16 protein-coding genes and 1 pseudogene are annotated in these 15,914 nt (G+C 68.3%); 3 read left to right on the top strand and 14 right to left on the bottom strand.

Translation table 11 applies throughout. The annotated features are described in order from the left end of the window. Positions 1–45: 45 nt before the first annotated feature. From G0Q01_RS14580 to G0Q01_RS14530, 12 genes and pseudogenes are all read right to left on the bottom strand, one after another. A complete protein-coding gene (locus G0Q01_RS14580) occupies positions 46–1,290 on the bottom strand; it encodes an MFS transporter (protein WP_164196154.1) in 1,245 nt (414 codons plus the stop codon). Positions 1,291–1,302: 12 nt separating this feature from the next. Beyond that, on the bottom strand, positions 1,303–1,617 hold the full coding sequence (locus tag G0Q01_RS26600) for a glutaredoxin domain-containing protein (RefSeq protein WP_370526741.1): 315 nt from the start codon (positions 1,615–1,617) through the stop codon (positions 1,303–1,305). A 146-nt stretch (positions 1,618–1,763) separates the two neighbouring features. Continuing rightward, positions 1,764–2,801 (bottom strand): annotated as a pseudogene (locus tag G0Q01_RS14575) (PLP-dependent cysteine synthase family protein); the annotation flags it as partial. Positions 2,802–2,968: 167 nt separating this feature from the next. Continuing rightward, a complete protein-coding gene (locus tag G0Q01_RS14570; RefSeq protein WP_164196152.1) occupies positions 2,969–3,406 on the bottom strand; it encodes a globin domain-containing protein in 438 nt (145 codons plus the stop codon). A gap of 92 nt (positions 3,407–3,498) precedes the next feature. Next, complete coding sequence (locus G0Q01_RS14565) at positions 3,499–4,197, bottom strand: response regulator (RefSeq protein ID WP_164196151.1); 699 nt, start codon at positions 4,195–4,197, stop codon at positions 3,499–3,501. Further along, the gene (locus G0Q01_RS14560) at positions 4,194–6,101 is read right to left on the bottom strand and encodes an ATP-binding protein (protein WP_164196150.1); all 1,908 of its coding nucleotides are present in this window, start codon (positions 6,099–6,101) and stop codon (positions 4,194–4,196) included. Before G0Q01_RS14560 ends, G0Q01_RS14565 begins: the two co-directional genes overlap by 4 nt. Before the next feature lies 1 nt (position 6,102). Continuing rightward, positions 6,103–7,152 carry an adenylate/guanylate cyclase domain-containing protein gene (locus G0Q01_RS14555; protein ID WP_164196149.1) on the bottom strand — a complete coding sequence of 350 codons (1,050 nt, stop codon included), beginning with the start codon at positions 7,150–7,152 and terminating at the stop codon, positions 6,103–6,105. 4 nt (positions 7,153–7,156) lie between these two features. Further along, a complete protein-coding gene (locus G0Q01_RS14550; RefSeq protein ID WP_164196148.1) occupies positions 7,157–7,513 on the bottom strand; it encodes a group 1 truncated hemoglobin in 357 nt (118 codons plus the stop codon). Positions 7,514–7,765: 252 nt separating this feature from the next. Next, complete coding sequence (locus tag G0Q01_RS14545) at positions 7,766–8,902, bottom strand: NAD(P)/FAD-dependent oxidoreductase (RefSeq protein ID WP_164196147.1); 1,137 nt, start codon at positions 8,900–8,902, stop codon at positions 7,766–7,768. A 16-nt stretch (positions 8,903–8,918) separates the two neighbouring features. Beyond that, complete coding sequence (locus G0Q01_RS14540) at positions 8,919–10,166, bottom strand: NAD(P)/FAD-dependent oxidoreductase (protein ID WP_164196146.1); 1,248 nt, start codon at positions 10,164–10,166, stop codon at positions 8,919–8,921. Between the two features lie 186 nt (positions 10,167–10,352). Beyond that, entirely contained in the window at positions 10,353–10,523 is a 171-nt protein-coding gene (locus G0Q01_RS14535) for a hypothetical protein (RefSeq protein ID WP_164196145.1), read from the bottom strand. A gap of 97 nt (positions 10,524–10,620) precedes the next feature. Next, the gene (locus G0Q01_RS14530) at positions 10,621–11,199 is read right to left on the bottom strand and encodes an OsmC family protein (RefSeq protein WP_164196144.1); all 579 of its coding nucleotides are present in this window, start codon (positions 11,197–11,199) and stop codon (positions 10,621–10,623) included. Between the two features lie 374 nt (positions 11,200–11,573). Here G0Q01_RS14530 and G0Q01_RS14525 point away from each other — a divergent pair, with 374 nt between their 5' ends. Continuing rightward, on the top strand, positions 11,574–11,867 hold the full coding sequence (locus tag G0Q01_RS14525; protein WP_164196143.1) for a DUF1330 domain-containing protein: 294 nt from the start codon (positions 11,574–11,576) through the stop codon (positions 11,865–11,867). A gap of 296 nt (positions 11,868–12,163) precedes the next feature. Here the strand turns inward: G0Q01_RS14525 and G0Q01_RS14520 are convergent, their stop codons facing one another. Next, positions 12,164–13,009 (bottom strand): amidohydrolase, encoded by an 846-nt coding sequence (locus G0Q01_RS14520; RefSeq protein ID WP_164196142.1) that lies wholly within the window; start codon positions 13,007–13,009, stop codon positions 12,164–12,166. A 38-nt stretch (positions 13,010–13,047) separates the two neighbouring features. Beyond that, the gene (locus tag G0Q01_RS14515) at positions 13,048–13,845 is read right to left on the bottom strand and encodes an IclR family transcriptional regulator (RefSeq protein WP_164196141.1); all 798 of its coding nucleotides are present in this window, start codon (positions 13,843–13,845) and stop codon (positions 13,048–13,050) included. Between the two features lie 110 nt (positions 13,846–13,955). Here G0Q01_RS14515 and G0Q01_RS14510 point away from each other — a divergent pair, with 110 nt between their 5' ends. Both G0Q01_RS14510 and G0Q01_RS14505 read left to right on the top strand, forming a co-directional pair. Then, complete coding sequence (locus G0Q01_RS14510) at positions 13,956–14,468, top strand: dehydratase (RefSeq protein WP_203595031.1); 513 nt, start codon at positions 13,956–13,958, stop codon at positions 14,466–14,468. A gap of 17 nt (positions 14,469–14,485) precedes the next feature. Then, complete coding sequence (locus tag G0Q01_RS14505) at positions 14,486–15,757, top strand: L-fuconate dehydratase (protein ID WP_164196140.1); 1,272 nt, start codon at positions 14,486–14,488, stop codon at positions 15,755–15,757. The last annotated feature ends 157 nt before the right edge of the window (positions 15,758–15,914 follow it).

The raw sequence follows: 15,914 nt of genomic DNA, 5'->3' as shown, positions 1-15,914 counted from the left end.
CGCCCTGCCCCTCGTGGCCCTGCCGCGGTCTCCCGTGCGGAAACCTCAGGCCGTTCGGGCCAACGCCTGTTGCGAGGGCGGCCCGGACTTGCCGCGCACCACCAGTGCCCCGAGGGCCAAAAGCAGTGCGAGGTTCACCAGCCCGGCCATCGCGGCCACGCCGAAGGTCAGATCGTAGCTGCCGGTGCGGTCGAAGAACAGACCCCCGAGCCATCCGCCCAGCCCGTGACCGCCCCAGGCGAAGGCGATGACGATGCCGCTTGCGCTGGCGCGGAACCGGGCCGGGATCAGCGCGCGGAGGGTGGTCAGCACCCCGGTCATCACCCCGGCATAGCCGAAGCCGTAGATGGGCGCGAAAAGGTAGAAGAGCCCGATGTCGTCGATCTGGATAAAAAGATAGACCAGCGCCGTCTGCCAAACGCTTGCCGCCAGATAGGCCGGCAGCGCGCCGATCATGTCTGCAAGCTTGCCGAAGGCGACACGGCCGGCGATGGCGGTCAGCATCATGACGAAAAGCACGCCCCCGGCTTCGGGGCCGGTCGCGCCGCAAAGCTCGACCAGCGGCGCGAGATGCATCAGCGGCACCGACATCAATGCGCAGCAGAAGATGACAGCAAGGCTCATCAGCACCACCACCACAGCGGGGTGGACGGCGGGCGCGTCTTTCTCGGCCTGAGCGCCGGCACCTTCCGAGGCGCTCGGCGCGCGGGCCAGCAGGGCAAGCGGCACCATGATGGCGAGCGAGGCGAGGCCGATGGCGACGAAGGCACCGCGCCAGCCGAAGGCGTCGATCAGCATGGCGTTGGCGAGCGGGATGCCGCCCTGCCCCATGGCCTGCCCGGCCGAGACGATGCCGATCGCCAGCCCCGCACCGGTTCGGAACCAGCTGCCGACAAGGGCGAAGAGCGGCGCGAACAGCGCCCCGCCGCCAAGCGCGCCCGCCACGAAAAAGAGCGCATAGAGCTGCCAGAGCGTGCTGGCAAAACCCGCCGCGGTCACGCAGAGCCCGGTGACGATGGTCCCGGCCAGCACCACCTTGCGAGTCTCGATCCGGTCGGCCAGCCAGCCCATCGCGATGCCACCGATGGCAAGACCGATCAGCCCCGCCGAGTTGATCAGGGCGATGTCGCCGCGGCTCCAGCCTTCGCTCTGCTCGAGCGGGGTGAAGAAGGCCGAGAGCCCATTGACGAGCTGCCCCATGGCCACCGCCAGCACCACCGAGGCGGCGCCCACGATGACCCAGCGGTAGCGGCCCGGCTGCGCGGGGGTGTCCTTGCAGATCTCTTGCATCGTTTCGCCTCCTCAGGCGGTGGCCGGCGTGCGCGGGTGCAGCCAGGCAGGCAAGAAGCCATAGGCATAGCCGATGCCCTCGGTATGCACCTCTCGGCCCTCGGTGGCCAGCATCTGTTGCAGCGCACCGCTGTTGAAGGCATCGAAGGTCTCGGTGGCGCCTCCGACGTGCCTGCCGCCGATGAAGATCTGCGGAATGGTCACCGCGCCGGTCTTCTCGGCCAGCGCCCGGCGCAGCGCGCCGCCGCGATCGCCCTCGCGGTAGGCCGCCCCGTCGAGATCCACGGAGAGGTATTCGATCCCCGCCGCGGCGAAGAGCTTGCGCACCGACCAGCAGAACTCGCACCACTCCAGCGCGAAAAAACCACCGGCTGCGCCGGGTCCGAGATCAGCGCCTCCAGCTCGGCCTTGGCCTTTCCGCTCGCCGCCACCGGCGCGGATTGCGGCGCCGGGGTGCTGGCGCCCGCGTCGAAGCGGAAGCGCGGGGTGGAGGCGGCGATGTCCAGCTCCTGCGCATTCATCACCTCCTCGATCTCGGCAAAGAGCGGGGTCGAGAGGTACCGCTCGCCGGTGTCGGGCAGCATGGCGAGGATGCGCGCGCCCTTCGGCGCGTGCCGTGCCACCTCGAGCGCGGCGGCAAAAGTCGCGCCGCCCGAGGTGCCGCAGAGGATGCCCTCGTGGCGCGCGAGCTCCTGCGCGCACCTCATCGCGTCGGCGCCGGCGACCGGCTGCAGCGCGTCGATCCATTCCTCGCGCAGCACGTCATCGACCAGCTTCGGCACGAAGTCCGGCGACCAGCCCTGCATCAGGTGCGGGCGAAACGCGGGATGGCTGGCGGCGGGCGAGCCGTCGGCGTTGTAGGGCTGGCACCACCCCGAGGCGAGCAGCGCGGAATTGTCCGGCTCGGCGGCGACGATCCGCGTGCCGGGGCTTTCGGCCTTCAGCCGCCGCGCCACGCCCTTGAGCGTGCCGCCGGTTCCGAAACCGCTCACCCAATAGTCGAGCGGCGCGTCTTCGAAGCAATCGAGGATTTCCTGCGCCGTGGTGCGCGAGTGGAAGTCAGGCCCGGCCTCGTTCTCGAACTGCCGGGCAAGGAACCAGCCGTGCTTCTCGGCCAACTCGCGCGCCTTGGCGATCATGCCGGAGCCCTTTTCCGAGGCCGGGGTCAGGATGACCTTGGCGCCAAGAAAGCGCATCAGCTTGCGGCGCTCGATGCTGAAGCTCTCGGCCATGGTGACCACCAGCGGGTAGCCCTTGGCGGCGCAGACCATGGCAAGGCCGATGCCGGTATTTCCACTCGTCGCCTCGACGACCGTCTGGCCGGGCCCGAGCGAGCCGTCGCGTTCCGCGGCCTCGATGATGCCCAGGGCCAGCCGGTCCTTGACCGAGCCCATTGGATTGAAGGCCTCGAGTTTGACGTAAAGCTCGACGCCCTCGGGCGCGAGCTTTCTGATGCGGACGATGGGCGTACGGCCGACAGTCTGCAGGATGTTCTGGAAAGCTCTGGTCATGAGAAAATCCCTTTGTGTAGAGCGCTCAGAGAAGCGGGAGAAGGCAATGGACGAAGACCCCGAGAGCCGAGGCCAGCGCCCCGGCGACAAGGCGCCTGCGCGGCCCCGCCGCCGTCAGTGCGGCGGGCGAAATCGAGGGAGCGGGCGCAGCGGGCATGGCGATCACCTCAGGCACGCGCGCGCCGGGTGGCCGTCTCGGCTCCGGCCATCATCGTTCCGGCCACGGCCCCGTAGGCGGTGAGCCATGCGTCACGGACCTCGGGCGTGAAGGCCCCCTGCATCTGCGCTTCCATGGTCTCGATCAGCGCGCCGCCGACGGTGGTGTAGTCGCGGGTCTTCACACCGTAGCCCAAGTGGCGGGCGCCAAGCTCCGCGAGCGGGCCGAGCACGGGCGAAAGATCGTCGGCATGGCGCACGACGAGCGCGATCGCCGTGATCAGCTTTCGGCGCTGCGCGGGCAGATCGGTGCTGGCAAAGAGGGGCCTGAGGTCCGGATCGCGGCGGAACAGGCGGTGGTAGAAGCCCGATGCGAAGCCGTCAGCGTCGCTGGCCAGCACCTGCCAGCTGAGGCGGATGTCGGTGATGTGCTGCGGGGTCAGGGTCATGGCGCTCTCCATTGTGTCGGATGATGCAGCCAGTCTGTCCGGTCGGTGTTTCGCGCGCGTGTCCGGAAGGCGGCGCGCGTGTTTCAATTCTGTCAGCCCGGATCGTAGATGTACCCTACGCCGCGCACCGTGCGGATCACCTCGGGCTTCGCCGGGTTGACCTCGATCTTCTTGCGAAGGCGCGAAATGCGGATGTCGATCGACCGGTCAAAGGGATCCCACGACCGGTCGTGCGCCCCTTCGAGGATCTGGTCACGATTGAGCACGCGCCCCCGATTGCGGGCGAAGAGCTTGAGAAGGTTGAATTCCATCGCGGTGAGCGGCAGCTCGATGCCCGCCTCGTCGAAGAGCTTCGCCGCGTCGAGGTCGAGCCAGGTCTTGCCGAACCGGAAGCGGGTGCGTGCGCGCGGCGCCGCCTCGGGGGCCGTGGTCTGGCGGCGCAGCACCGCCTTGATCCGCGAGGCAAGCTCGCGCAGGTCCACGGGTTTGGCAAGGTAATCATCTGCCCCCATCTCGAGGCCGACCACGCGGTCGATCACCTCGCCGGCGGCGGTCAGCATGATGACCATGGGCGCCTCGGGCCCCTGCAGGCTGCGCAGCACGGAAAGCCCGTCCTCGCCGGGCATGTTGATGTCGAGAAGGATGAGATCGGGCCGCTCCTGCGCCAGCTTCTCGCGCAGCTCCGCGGCGCCGCCCGCCAGCGTCGTGCGGTAGCCGCGCTTGCCGAGGTATTCGCCAACCATCTCGCGCAGGTCCTGCTCGTCGTCGCAGATGAGCACGTGATCACTCATGCGCCGCCCTCCAGCATGGCGCGGGCGAGGCGGCGGAGCTCTTCGGGGGAAATGGGCTTTTCGAGGAAGGGCCGACCGGCACCGTCAAGGAAGCCGCGCGCCTGCGGGCTCATCGTGTCGCCGGTGACAAAGCCCATGCGGCGGGCCATCGCAGGGCGGTCGCGCAGGAGCCGCTCGTAAAAGCCGCGACCGCCAAGCCCGGGCATGTTGAGATCTGTGAGGATCAGCGCGAAGTCCTGCGCCGTCAGCAGCGCGAGCGCCGCCTCGGCCGAGTTCGCCACGGTCACCTCGAAGCCGTCGCGCAGGAGGATCTCGCGGATGAGGTCCGACACATCCTCCTCGTCGTCGACCACAAGCACCGCGCCGCGCCCGGCAGGCTTTTCTGACGGCGCCCTGCCGGGGGCAGGCGCGGAGTCCACCTCGGTGGTTGGCAGGCGCACCACCAGTGTGGCGCCCGGCCCGCCCTCGGCGAGGGCGATGGTGCCGGAATGGGCGGTGACGATGCGGTGGCAGAGCGCCAGCCCGATGCCGGTGCCCGCACCGACGGGCTTGGTGGTGAAGAGCGGGTCGAAGATGCGGCTGCGAATGTGCTTGGGGATGCCCGGACCGTCGTCGGCGACACGAAGCTCGACCAGCTGCGCCTCGGGGTGGTGGGTCAGCGAAACGTCGATCCGGCCTCCGGTGCCGCTTTCGGCGATGGCCTGATCGGCATTGGTCACGAGGTTGATGACCACCTGCGCGATCTGATGGGCGTCGCCGCGCACCGGCGGCAGGTCGGCGGCAATGTCCAGAGAGACCTCAGCCGCCAGCCCCTCGGCGCTCTGCGAGAGCGCCCCCACGGCGGTCTCGACGGTCTCGGCGATGTCCATGGGCACCAGCCGCGCCGGCTGCTGGCGGGCCATGGCGAGAAAGGACTTCACGATCCGGGCGCAGCGTTCGGCGGCATCCGAGATCTTTTCGACCCGGCGCAGCACCTCGTCAGAGATTTCCTCGTCGCGCAGCATCAGCGCATGACCAACCACCACCGAGAGCGGGTTGTTCAGCTCATGCGCCACACCGGCCAGAAGCTCGCCGAGGGCCGACATTTTCTCGGCCTGGAAAATCTGCTCGCGCTGCGCGGCAAGGCGGCGGCGCAGGTCCACCTCCTTTGAGACATCGACGGTGGACGAGACCAGCACATCCTCGCCCCGGTACTGGATCAGCCGTGCCGACACGAGGCTCGGAAAGCGCCGCCCGTCGGCACGGATGCCGGTGACCGGCATGTCGTCAACCCGCCCGTCGGGCAGCACGGCGGTGATGAAATCGGCTCGCTCGGCGCGCGAGGCGAAATGCGCGTGGGTGTGCTCGGCGCTGCCAAGAAGCTCGGTGGCGGCGGGTGAGCGATAGATCACCTCGCCGTCGCCGACGCGGGACATGATGATATTGGCCGGGCAGCTTTCCAGCACCTTGCGCACAAGCTGGTCGGCGGCGCGCTCGGTCTCCTCGAAGGCGCGGCGCTCGGTGATGTCGGTCTGCACCAGCACGAAGCCACCCGCCGCGGTGCTGCGCAGCAGGATTTCGGTGACGCGGTCGCCGGCCTCGATCTCGAGCGGGGTGACCATCCAATCGCCGCCCGCGAGCCGCGCTTCCATGAAGCTGAGCCGCTCGGCGTCCGACGCGCTCAGACCTCCCCGCAGGACCCATTCACGCAGCAGGAGCGACCAGCCCAGCCCTTCGGCCAGAAGGTTCGCCACCGACGGGTTCATCTCGGCAAAGCCGCGGTTGAAGCGCAGCAACCCTGCATTCTCGTCGAAGATCGCGAGACCCTCGGACAGCGCATCGATCACCTCGGCCAGCATGTCGGCGGGACGCCGCGCCGCGCCCTCCGCCGGTTCCGGCACCGAAGGGTCGAAGCGCACCGCCATCTCAGCGCTCCTGCGGCGCGCGCATCTCGGCGGCGATGCGGAAAACCGTCTCTTCGCTGCCGTCCGAGCGCGTGATGCTGCCCGCCTCGGCGGCGGTGAACGCATCACCGAGCCGCTCGACCACCGCGCGGTTGCCGGAAATGGTCATCGGCTCAGCCTTGTAGCGCAGCTGTCCGGCGGTGATCACCGCCGGTCCGAAGACGTCGTAGATGTATTTCTGCACGCCGACCACCGAGCCGACCACCGCCCCCGCGGCGATGCCGACGCGGCATGACCATTGGATCGGGTGACTGCCGTTGCGCTGGTTCAGGTATCGCATGAAGCGGATGGCGGCATTGGCAGCGGCCTGCGCGTGGTCCTCGGTGGGATCGGGCAAGCCGGCGACGCCGATGTAGAGATCCCCCACCGCCCGGATCCGCGCGCAGCCGAACTGCTCGCCGATGCGGTCGAAGGCGGTGTAGATGTCGTTGAGCTCCGAGACGATCACCCCCGGCTCATGCGCGCTGACCATCTCGGAAAAGCCGACGAAGTCGATGCAGACCACCGAGACCGGATCGTAGAGCCGCGGGGTGACGATGCCGAAGGTCTTGTATTCCTCGTAGACCGAGCGCGGCATCATGTTGAGCAGCAGCTTCTCGACCTGCTCCTTCTCGCGCTTGATCTCGCGGGTGTTGCGCTCGACCATCATGGAGTAGCTGTCGATCATCGACTCCAGCTCCTTGATGCGCGAGATGTTCTGGCACACCAGCACCGCGATCGGCTCGTCCTCGTCGAGCGCGCGGTTGAAATCCATCGCCACGGTCATCGTGCGGCGGCGCAGCCGAAAGGTCGTCTCGGTGGTGTAGCGCCCCTCGGCGGCGAGCTCGGCACGCAGCGCCTCGGTGTCGAAATCCTGGAACTGCTCGAGCAGCTTCGAACCCACCTCGATTTCGCCGAACCAGCCGCGGAAGGTGTCGTTGCAGAAGCGCAGGCGCAGGCTCTGCAGATCGAGCAGCGCCACCCCGACCCCGATCGCCCTCAGCAGCTGCTCGTTGATCGCGGCGATGGTCATGGCGCTACTCCGTCACCAGGTCGCGCCGCGCCTCGAAGGCGGCAAGGATCGCAGCCTGATCCTCGGGGGCGACGCCGTGATCCGCGAGCGTCGCGCGCAGCAAGCTTTGCAGCTTGTCGAAATGCCGCTGATGAATCTCGAGGTGGGCGTGCATCTTGCGGATCTGGTCATCGGTATAGGAGGCCGGGCCGCCCATCAGCGACGAGACGAACTTGGTCTGGTGATCGACGATGCGGGCCATGTCGATCTCGTCGAAGAACGGGCCGACGTCATCGTCGTCGAGCAGCCGGTCGTAGAGGTCGAGGACGATCTTGCTGACGACGGAAAAGCCGCCGTACTTGTCGAACAGGGACTTCTCCATGGCCATCTCCCCCGGAGCGCGCGGCTTTTCGCTATAGAAATCTGCTGATCTGAAATGTCCTACAAACATGCGGGATCTTGCACCTCTGTGGCAAGGTTTTCGTCCGGCGGGGAACCCCCAGCCTCAGCGCCCCCCGTTTCAGCCGCGTGTCTTGGCGGGGACGGATTTGTTTCGAGTGTTTCAGCGCAGCGGCGATCGGGCCGAGAGGTGCACTGCGCGGAAGGGATGGCCTCACTGGGCCATCCCCGCTGCTCAGGCGACGCGCCGCACCTCGTCGCGCTCCCCGGCAATCCATGCCTGGTTCGCCTTCATCGCGCGGTTCAGCTGCTTGTGCAGATCGGCCAGTTCATCCAGCCTCCAGTCGAGGCTGGCGATACGGTCGGAAAGCTCGAAGATCGGCAACGAGAGCTGATCCCGCCGGGCCTCGTAGCTGCCCAGGGTGCCCGATTTCACGGCCTCCGCCAGCAGCTCGGAATCCCGGAAGGCGTCGGTGATGCCATGGGCGGTGATCGGGTCGCGGAACCAGCTGGCGTCGCCCACCAGAGCCCAGCCCGGGCCAGCGCAGCGGCGCATGTAGCCCTTGAGCCCCGCGAAGATCACCCGCGCCTCGGCGGGCTCGGCCCCGGCCATGTCCTCGGCCATCCGCGGCATGTGGCGCGCCGCAAGCGCCTGCACCGGAGCGCTGCGCAGCGCGGCGTGGGAGTCTTCCGGGAGCGCGACGAAGGCACAGCTTCCGCCGTCATTGGTCGGGATAATCCCGCCCGCGGCGCCGTTGGTGAAATGCCAGCGGAAGCCACGGTTGGGCAGTCCCGAGAAATATTGGTAGGCGCAGGCCACCGTATGGCGCGCCTGCCGCGTGACCTCGGCCCCCGCGAGCCGCGCCACGCGCGAACGCTTGCCGTCGGCACCGATGACCAGCCCGGCCGAGACCTCGCGCGGGGTGCCATCGGCCAGGGCCAGCCGCGCGCCGGTGACCCGGCCTTGCGGGTCATGGATCAGCGCCGCGCAGCGCGTCTCATAGCGCAGCTCCGCGCCCGCCTCGGCAGCGGCCTCGGCCAGCATACGGTCGAGCAGGTGGCGGCGCGGCGCCATCAGGGTCTTGACGCCGTGCTCGGGGCGGAGCGCGATGTCGAAGGTCTCGGCGCCATAGATGAAACTCGTGCGCGCGATCTGCGGGGTTCCCGCCGCGCGGAGTGGTTCGGCGAGACCCCAGCGCTCCAGCAACATGACCGCCCCGCGCATCAGCGCATGGGTGGACATTGTGTCGGTGCCGGCACGGGCACCGTCGATCAGCAGGACCCGGGCGCCGCTCCGCGCGAGCTGCAGGGCCGTGGCCGCGCCAGCGCAGCGGGCGCCCACGATGAGGACGTCGTAAGTTGCTGTGGTCATGTGGATATTCCTTTTGTCAGGCGGCAAGTTGACTGCCCCGGCACAAGCCGGCGGCGATGATCGGGGCGAGGTCTTCGGCATCGCGTCCAACCCCATGGATGAAGGCCGAGGCCCGGTGGCGGAGGAACGGCAGTCCGAGCGCGTAGAGCCCGGGCACGGCGGCGATCCCTCGGTCGGTGTCCAGCTCGCCCGCGGCGTTCAGCACCGGCAGGTGCAGCCACGGGTAGCTGCGGCGGAAACCGGTCGCCCAGACGACCGTGCGGATGCCCTGCGCCGAGAGGTCGAGACTCTGTGGCCCGGCGCGCGGGAGATCGGGCGCCCGCCAGGCTTCCGGATCGGCGGGCAACAGGCTCCCGGTCGCGACGAGATGGGTCTCGAGCTGGGTCAGCAGCTTGCGCCGCCGCCGCTCGCCCGCGTCGATCTCGGCTCCGAGGTCAGGGTCGAACTGCAGCACGGATCCCTCCGCCCGCAGCGCCCGCCCCACCAGCCGCACGCCCATGGCCCGCAGGTGGTCGAGACCGAGTGCCCCGCCACCGCCGGAACCGGTGAGCTGCAGCGAGGGCAGCGCCATCAGATGGGCAGGGTCGGCTTCCTCGGGACGCGAGGCACCGAGAAAGCCACTCTGCGAGAGCAGCTCGAAGAGCTCGCGACCCCGGTACCGGCGCGGCGCGCGGACATGGCGGCCCACCGCCAGCGTCACCGGGCGCCCGGAGGCTTGAATCTCGGCGGCCAGTTGCACCCCGGTGGCCGAGGCACCGACGACCAGCACGCCGCCCTCGGGCAGAGCCTCGGCGCCTCGGTAGCGCGTCGGCACGACCTGGGTGATCTCCTGCGGCAAGCCCTCGGCCCAGACCGGGACCGCCGGCAGGTCGCAGGCGCCGGTGGCGATGACCACCGCCCGGGAGAACCACGGCCGCCCACCCGCGACAATCCGGAAGCGGCCGTTCTCGCGCGTCACCGACTGCACCTCGCAGCCCGTGACCACCGGGGCCGAGATCGCCGCGCGGTAGCTCTCGAGGCGGGCGGCAAACGCGGCGGCGGACATGAAGCCCTCGGGGGCATCCTCGGACCAGGGACCCGGCAGGCGGTTCATCCAGTTGGGTGTCAGCAGGTGCAGCCCCGGCCAACGCTCGGAATGCCAGCGTTCGCCAACCCGTCCGCGCTCGAGCAAGATGTGGTCGATACCGCGGCGCGACAGGGACCAGCTGAGGGCGAGACCGGCCTGGCCGGCGCCGAGGATCAGGACGTTGGTGGCAGTGCTCATCGGGTTTCTCCGTTGCGGTTTTCCGAAGACTGCCCGCCCCGCGTTTCGCCCATGCCTCGCGAAAGGGGGTTCGACGTTTCGACTGTTTCAGCGCGCGCTGCCCCGCCGCAAAGCAAAGGCCCGCAGCGCAGAGCGGCGGGCCGTCAGGGAGGATTGAGGGAGGCGAGGAAGGGGGCTCTGCAGGGCTCAGGCAGCCATCGGCATCGAACTCTCCTTCGACGGGATCATCGGCGCGTGGGCGAGCAGGCAACTCCGGTCCCACCAAGTGCGGAAGTCGTCGATGGTGTCGCGCAGGGCGACGTGGTCGAAGCCGGAGCCGTAACCGGGCTTGGCGGCGGGGGCGTTGAATCGGGGCATGGGTCGCTCCATTAGAGGCAGGGTTGAAAGCGCTGGCCCGCGCCCCGGATGGCGCGGGCGGTCTGTCACAGGGGCGTCACGGGGGCGTCGCGAGGGCTCAGGCGGCCATCTCGACCGAGACCGGCACACCGTTGCTCAGCACGTCAAAGACTGCGGAGCGGGCGACCGACTGCTCGACGATCTCGCGCAGTGTCTCCTGCGGAGCATCGCCGCGGATGGAGACCGCCATGCGGACGCCGGTGAAGCCGTTGCGGGCGGACTTGTCGAGGCCGAGGATGCCGTTGAGGTTGATGTCGCCCTCGATCTTCGTCTCGACTGCGTGCAGCTTCACCTGGCGGATCGAGGCGATATTGCCGATGCCCGCGGTGATGCAGGAAGCCAGCGCGGCAAGCAGCAGTTCGACCGGGGTCACGCCGTTGTCGGCCCCGCAGAGCACCTGCGGGTGATCGCATTCGACGGCGTAGTCACGGCGATGCTGCATATCCTGCATGGCGCCGTGAAATCCGGTGAAGGCAGTGCGGCTGTGGGTCCCCGAGAGCCACTCTCCGTCGGCGCGGAACGTGAACTTTGCAATCTCGGGGGTCTCGCCGACCACGCCGAGCGTGGCCAGGAATGTGGGAACGTCGACGCCGTTCATGGCGGTCTTCGCGGGCTTCTCGAGGGTCTGGGTGGTCATGTCTGAACTCCTGTCCATTTGGGGTCTGGTGAACTCGTTGGGCGCTGAGCCCTTCCGATGGACAGAAGTTCTGACGGCCGCGCGTTTCAGGCCGATTGCGCGGGCTGTTTCATTCGTTTCACGCCGCAAACATCGCGCCGATCAGGTTGCGGAGGCCTGCGCCGGCCGGACGCAGAGCAGCTGACCTGAAGCGGGCTCGCCCCGGGCCTCGCGATGACCGCCCGCCGGGGGGTGACGATTGGCCGGATGCCCGAAGACACGCTGCGGATGCGTAAGGTCACTGTCTGCGCCCTCCTGGCGCCCGGCCCTTCCCGCGCGGGACCCGCCGCGCTAGACCTGCCGCGACACGATCCGACCAGGGAAGGATGACCCCGATGAAAGGCTATTGGCTGGTGCTCGGCACCGACGTGACCGACGCCGACGCGCAGGCGGACTACGGGCGCCTCTGGGCGTCCATCGCGGCAAGATACGGCGCCAGGGTGCGCCGCGGCGACGACGCGCCCGCGCTGGTCGAGGCCGGGGACAAATCGCGCATCCTGCTGGTGGAGTTCGAGAGCCTCGCCCTGGCCAAGGCCTGCTACGACGACCCCGAGTACCAGGCTGCACGCGCCTTCGCCCTGAGGGCGGCGACGCGCGAGCTGGTGGTCTTCGCAGGTGATCTGGGCTGACAGGGCCTTCTGAACGCAGTCCGCACGCGGGTACCGGAAATGGGGTCCACGTGCGTTCCTATGAGCCCCCCGCCATCGGGCCGGACGCACCTAGAGCGACGCAGTCAGTCTTATGCGAGGATAAATCTCCCCGAAAGAATGAGCGCCAGGTGACCGCGAGCCCGTGCCCCCGCCACCATGGCCACACGCCGTTCCGGCAGGAAGGCTCGGAGCGCATCAATGGCGCTCTGAAGCATGGAAGGGTCGAGGCCGCCAGAGACGACCTCGACAAGCTCTTCGCCGTGACCTTCCGAGGCTCAGAGTTTCCAGATACGCGCCGCGTTCCCGGCATAGAGCGCGGCACGCTCCTCGGCGCTGCAGCCGGCAAAGATCGCGCGGGTGGCGGCCACCCAGGTGGAGAGCCCGCCGCCCAGCGTGTTCACCGGCCAGTCGCCGCCCCAGCAGAGGCGCTCGGGACCGAAGGTCTCGGCGGTGTAGCTGACCCAGCGGGCAAGTTCGTCCAGCGTCCAGCCCGCGCCGCCATAGGCGACGACACCCGAGATCTTGGCCGACACGTTGGCTCGTTTGGCGATCTCGGCGAGATCGCGCGCCCAGGTGTCCCATTGTCCGCCCGCGATATCCGGCACGCCGCAATGGTCGAGCACGAAGCGGGTGTTGGGCGCGGCGTCCACCAGCTCGATCGCCAGTGGCAGTTGCCGTGCGAGCACGCAGAGATCGAAGGGCAGATCGGGACCAGAGAGCAGGCGGAGGTTCTGCCGGAAGAGCTCGCCCTGCGAGACATCGTCGGGCACCACGTGCAGCACGCGGCGGAAGCCGACAACCAGCGCACGCGCGGCCGAGCGTTCGAGGTAAGCCGGGAAGTCCGGCGCCTCGGGACGGCACGCTGCAATCGCGCCGCGGATCGGGAAGGTGCCGCTGGCGGCGAGCTCTCCGATCCAGGCGGTCTCGTCTTCGAGGCGCGCGTCGGCGACATCCACCTCCATGTGGATCGCGCCGCCGATTCCGATGCGCCGGGCCTCCTCGGCGTAGGTCTCGAGCAGCCAATCCCGGTCGAGCGCCGGGGCACCGGACAGCCACGGGTAATCGAGCCGGTCCCGGCGCACGAGGTGAAGGTGGCTGTCCAGAATGGCGGGGTCTTGCATCTGCTCCTCCGTGAGCGAGTCATTCACTCAAGAATGGATCATTCAGATGCAAATGTCTCCCCCTCCACCCCATATCCGGCAAATCGCGACAGTTCAGCCGTTGTCTCGACCAGCGCCTCGGTTGCCCGCTCGGGGCTGGGCGCGGATTCGCGGTCGACCAGAGGCAGGTAGGGAATGGTGACGGCAGCGATGGCCTCGCCGCTCGGCGCCAGCACCGGGGCCGAGAGGTTGGTGACTCCCACTGTCTGCGCCGAGGGTTTCACCTCGTACCCGCGGGCGCGAACGATCTCGAAGCGGGCCTCCAGTTCGGCGGGGATCTCGCGGGCCGGGGCGCCGGTGTCGCTGTTCTCGGCCACCATGGCCCGCCTCCGCTCGGGGCTGGCAAAGGCCAGCAGCACGTTGCCCGAGCCAGTGTCAAAAAGACTCAAGTGGCTGCCAACGCGGATCGAGATGCCCCAGTAGCCCGGCGCCTCCTGCTGGGCGATGACCACGGCGCTGCCGCGATCAAAGACAACGAGCTGGTTCGCCTGACGCGTGCGGGCAGCCAGATCGCGCAGCAGCGGTGTCGCGAGGGACGCCAACCGCCGGGTCGGTGCGTGGAACTGCGCCATGCCGAACATCTTGAGGGTCAGCGCATAGCGGTCCCCCTCGACCCGGGCGACATAGCCGCGACGGGCGAGCCGCTCGAGCATCCGGTAGAACTCGTTTGGCGAACGGCCGAGCGCCTTGGCGATCTCGGCCTGGGTGAGCCCCACCTCGATCCCGGCAAGCAGCTCGAGAATATCGAGCCCCTTGTCCAGCGCCGGTGCGCGGTAGCGGTCATTGGTGTCGGTCATGCTGCTCTCTGTGAATTGGATCATTCATATAAGAATACGGCCTGCGTCTCCAGCGGAATTCCTTGACAGGTAGCGCCCGTTCTATTTGTATATGAATAGAATACCCATAAGTGAGTGATTACCTCTCGCGGATTTTCTGGAAGGAGAACCATGGACGATCTGACGACCGCTTCAGCGGAGGTCCTTGCCGCGCGAAGCGCCGCCAACGCCGGTTTGGAGAGATCGGGTTCTGCGAAGTCCACGAGGGCTGTGGCCACACGATCCCCGAGACCGGTTTCGCCGTCCGAGCCGGGCGGATCGCCGATTTCTTCTCGCATCACACGGATGCCCAGTCCGTGGCGACATCAGAATTCGGTGGCCGTGTCTGTCGTGGCGAGATGATCTTCTCCATCTCCGTCAGGTCGACAGCGACAGAGATCAACCTGCTCGCCTTCTCCTTCGGTCACGACCCGCTGCGCTTCGTCCGCCCCGCCATCGCCAATCCCACCCGGACCTGCGTCGCCGCCGCGCGCGCGCAGGATGACCCTGGGCCCCCGCAGTCCGGCAAGCGCTATGAGACCGTGGAGGGGGACAACCCGTGGGGCGCGTTGCTGCTGGCCCGAGACCACATCCACAACGTTTAGAAAAAGGAGGCTGCGGCATGACACGTATTACCGGCCTGAAAACATGGGACCTGCGGTTCCCCTCGGAAGGCGGCCTCGACGGCTCCGATGCGATGAACCCCGATCCCGTCTATTCGGCGGCCTACGTGACGCTTGAGACAGACGGCGGGCACGAGGGTCACGGGCTGACTTTCACCATCGGGCGCGGCAACGAGCTTTGCGTGGCGGCGATCCAGGCGCTGAAGGGTCAGGTGATCGGGCGCGACACCGACGACATCCGCGCCGACCCCGGTGCCTTCTGGCGCGAGATCACCGGCGACAGCCAGCTGCGCTGGGTCGGCCCGGAGAAGGGCGTCATCCACCTCGCAACCGGGGCGCTGGTCAACGCGGTCTGGGACCTCATGGCGCGCGAGGCGGGAAAGCCCGTCTGGCGCTTTGTCTCCGAGATGAGCCCCGAAGAGCTCGCGCGCATCCCCGACTACCGCTACATGACCGACTTTCTCGACCGCGCGCAGGCGCTGGAGCTGTTGCAGGAAGCCGCGCGCGGCAAGCCCGACCGCATCGCCACGCTGCTCGACGAGGGCTACCCGTGCTACACCACTTCGGCCGGCTGGCTCGGCTACCCCGACGACAAGCTGCGGCGGCTCTGCCGCGAGGCGGGGGCACAGGGCTTCACGCATGTGAAGATGAAGGTCGGCCGCGATCTCGACGACGACATCCGACGGCTGACCATCTTCCGCGAAGAGCTCGGCCCCGACGCCACGCTGATGATCGACGCCAATCAGGTCTGGGAGGTCGGCGAGGCCATAGACTGGGTGAACCGCCTGTCCTTCGCCAAGCCGTGGTTCATCGAGGAGCCGACCTCGCCCGATGACATCCTCGGCCACAAGGCGATCCGCGAGGGCGTTGCCCCCATCAAGGTCGCAACCGGCGAGATGTGCCAGAACCGCGTGATGTTCAAGCAGCTCATCGCCTCGGGCGCGATCGACGTGGTGCAGATCGATGCCTGCCGGCTCGGCGGGCTCAACGAGGTCTTTGCCGTGCAGCTGATGGCCGCCAAGGCCGGGCTGCCGGTCTGGCCGCACGCGGGCGGCGTCGGGCTTTGCGAATACGTCCAGCACCTGAGCATGATCGACTATGTCGCCATCTGCGGCGAAAAGGACGACCGGCGCACCGAGTACGTCGACCACCTGCACACGCATTTCACCGATCCCTGCGTGGTGCGGAACGGGGCCTACCTGGCCCCCTCTGCCCCGGGCTTCTCGATCGAGATCAAGGAACGCACGCGCCGCGATTTCGCCCTGGGCTGAGCCGCCGCATGTGATGCGCGGCGGCGCGATCCCTGCGCCGCCGTCGCTGATCGGTTTTCGGAACGAGCCAGGAACCATTTTGAGCCGGGCACTGCCCCGGCGGCCCAACGGCGCCGCGCCGGAGATAAGCTTGCCCGACTGCCGAGACCCCACCGGC

It is taken from the genome of Salipiger sp. PrR007 (assembly GCF_010499845.1).
GTDB lineage: Bacteria > Pseudomonadota > Alphaproteobacteria > Rhodobacterales > Rhodobacteraceae > Salipiger > Salipiger pacificus_A.
Note: the sequence above shows the minus strand (reverse complement) of the source record. Positions and strands in the feature narration are given on the sequence as shown.

Bases quoted from the DNA above. Each gene is read 5' to 3' on its own strand.
- G0Q01_RS14570 (WP_164196152.1), bottom strand. From the start codon at position 3,406: ATGACCCTGACCCCGCAGCACATCACCGACATCCGCCTCAGCTGGCAG.
- G0Q01_RS14525 (WP_164196143.1), top strand. From the start codon at position 11,574: ATGAAAGGCTATTGGCTGGTGCTCGGCACCGACGTGACCGACGCCGAC.
- G0Q01_RS14560 (WP_164196150.1), bottom strand. From the start codon at position 6,101: ATGGCGGTGCGCTTCGACCCTTCGGTGCCGGAACCGGCGGAGGGCGCG.
- G0Q01_RS14515 (WP_164196141.1), bottom strand. From the start codon at position 13,845: ATGACCGACACCAATGACCGCTACCGCGCACCGGCGCTGGACAAGGGG.
- G0Q01_RS14580 (WP_164196154.1), bottom strand. From the start codon at position 1,290: ATGCAAGAGATCTGCAAGGACACCCCCGCGCAGCCGGGCCGCTACCGC.
- G0Q01_RS14565 (WP_164196151.1), bottom strand. From the start codon at position 4,197: ATGAGTGATCACGTGCTCATCTGCGACGACGAGCAGGACCTGCGCGAG.
- G0Q01_RS14545 (WP_164196147.1), bottom strand. From the start codon at position 8,902: ATGACCACAGCAACTTACGACGTCCTCATCGTGGGCGCCCGCTGCGCT.
- G0Q01_RS14530 (WP_164196144.1), bottom strand. From the start codon at position 11,199: ATGACCACCCAGACCCTCGAGAAGCCCGCGAAGACCGCCATGAACGGC.
- G0Q01_RS14535 (WP_164196145.1), bottom strand. From the start codon at position 10,523: ATGCCCCGATTCAACGCCCCCGCCGCCAAGCCCGGTTACGGCTCCGGC.
- G0Q01_RS14540 (WP_164196146.1), bottom strand. From the start codon at position 10,166: ATGAGCACTGCCACCAACGTCCTGATCCTCGGCGCCGGCCAGGCCGGT.
- G0Q01_RS14505 (WP_164196140.1), top strand. From the start codon at position 14,486: ATGACACGTATTACCGGCCTGAAAACATGGGACCTGCGGTTCCCCTCG.
- G0Q01_RS14550 (WP_164196148.1), bottom strand. From the start codon at position 7,513: ATGGAGAAGTCCCTGTTCGACAAGTACGGCGGCTTTTCCGTCGTCAGC.
- G0Q01_RS14520 (WP_164196142.1), bottom strand. From the start codon at position 13,009: ATGCAAGACCCCGCCATTCTGGACAGCCACCTTCACCTCGTGCGCCGG.
- G0Q01_RS14555 (WP_164196149.1), bottom strand. From the start codon at position 7,152: ATGACCATCGCCGCGATCAACGAGCAGCTGCTGAGGGCGATCGGGGTC.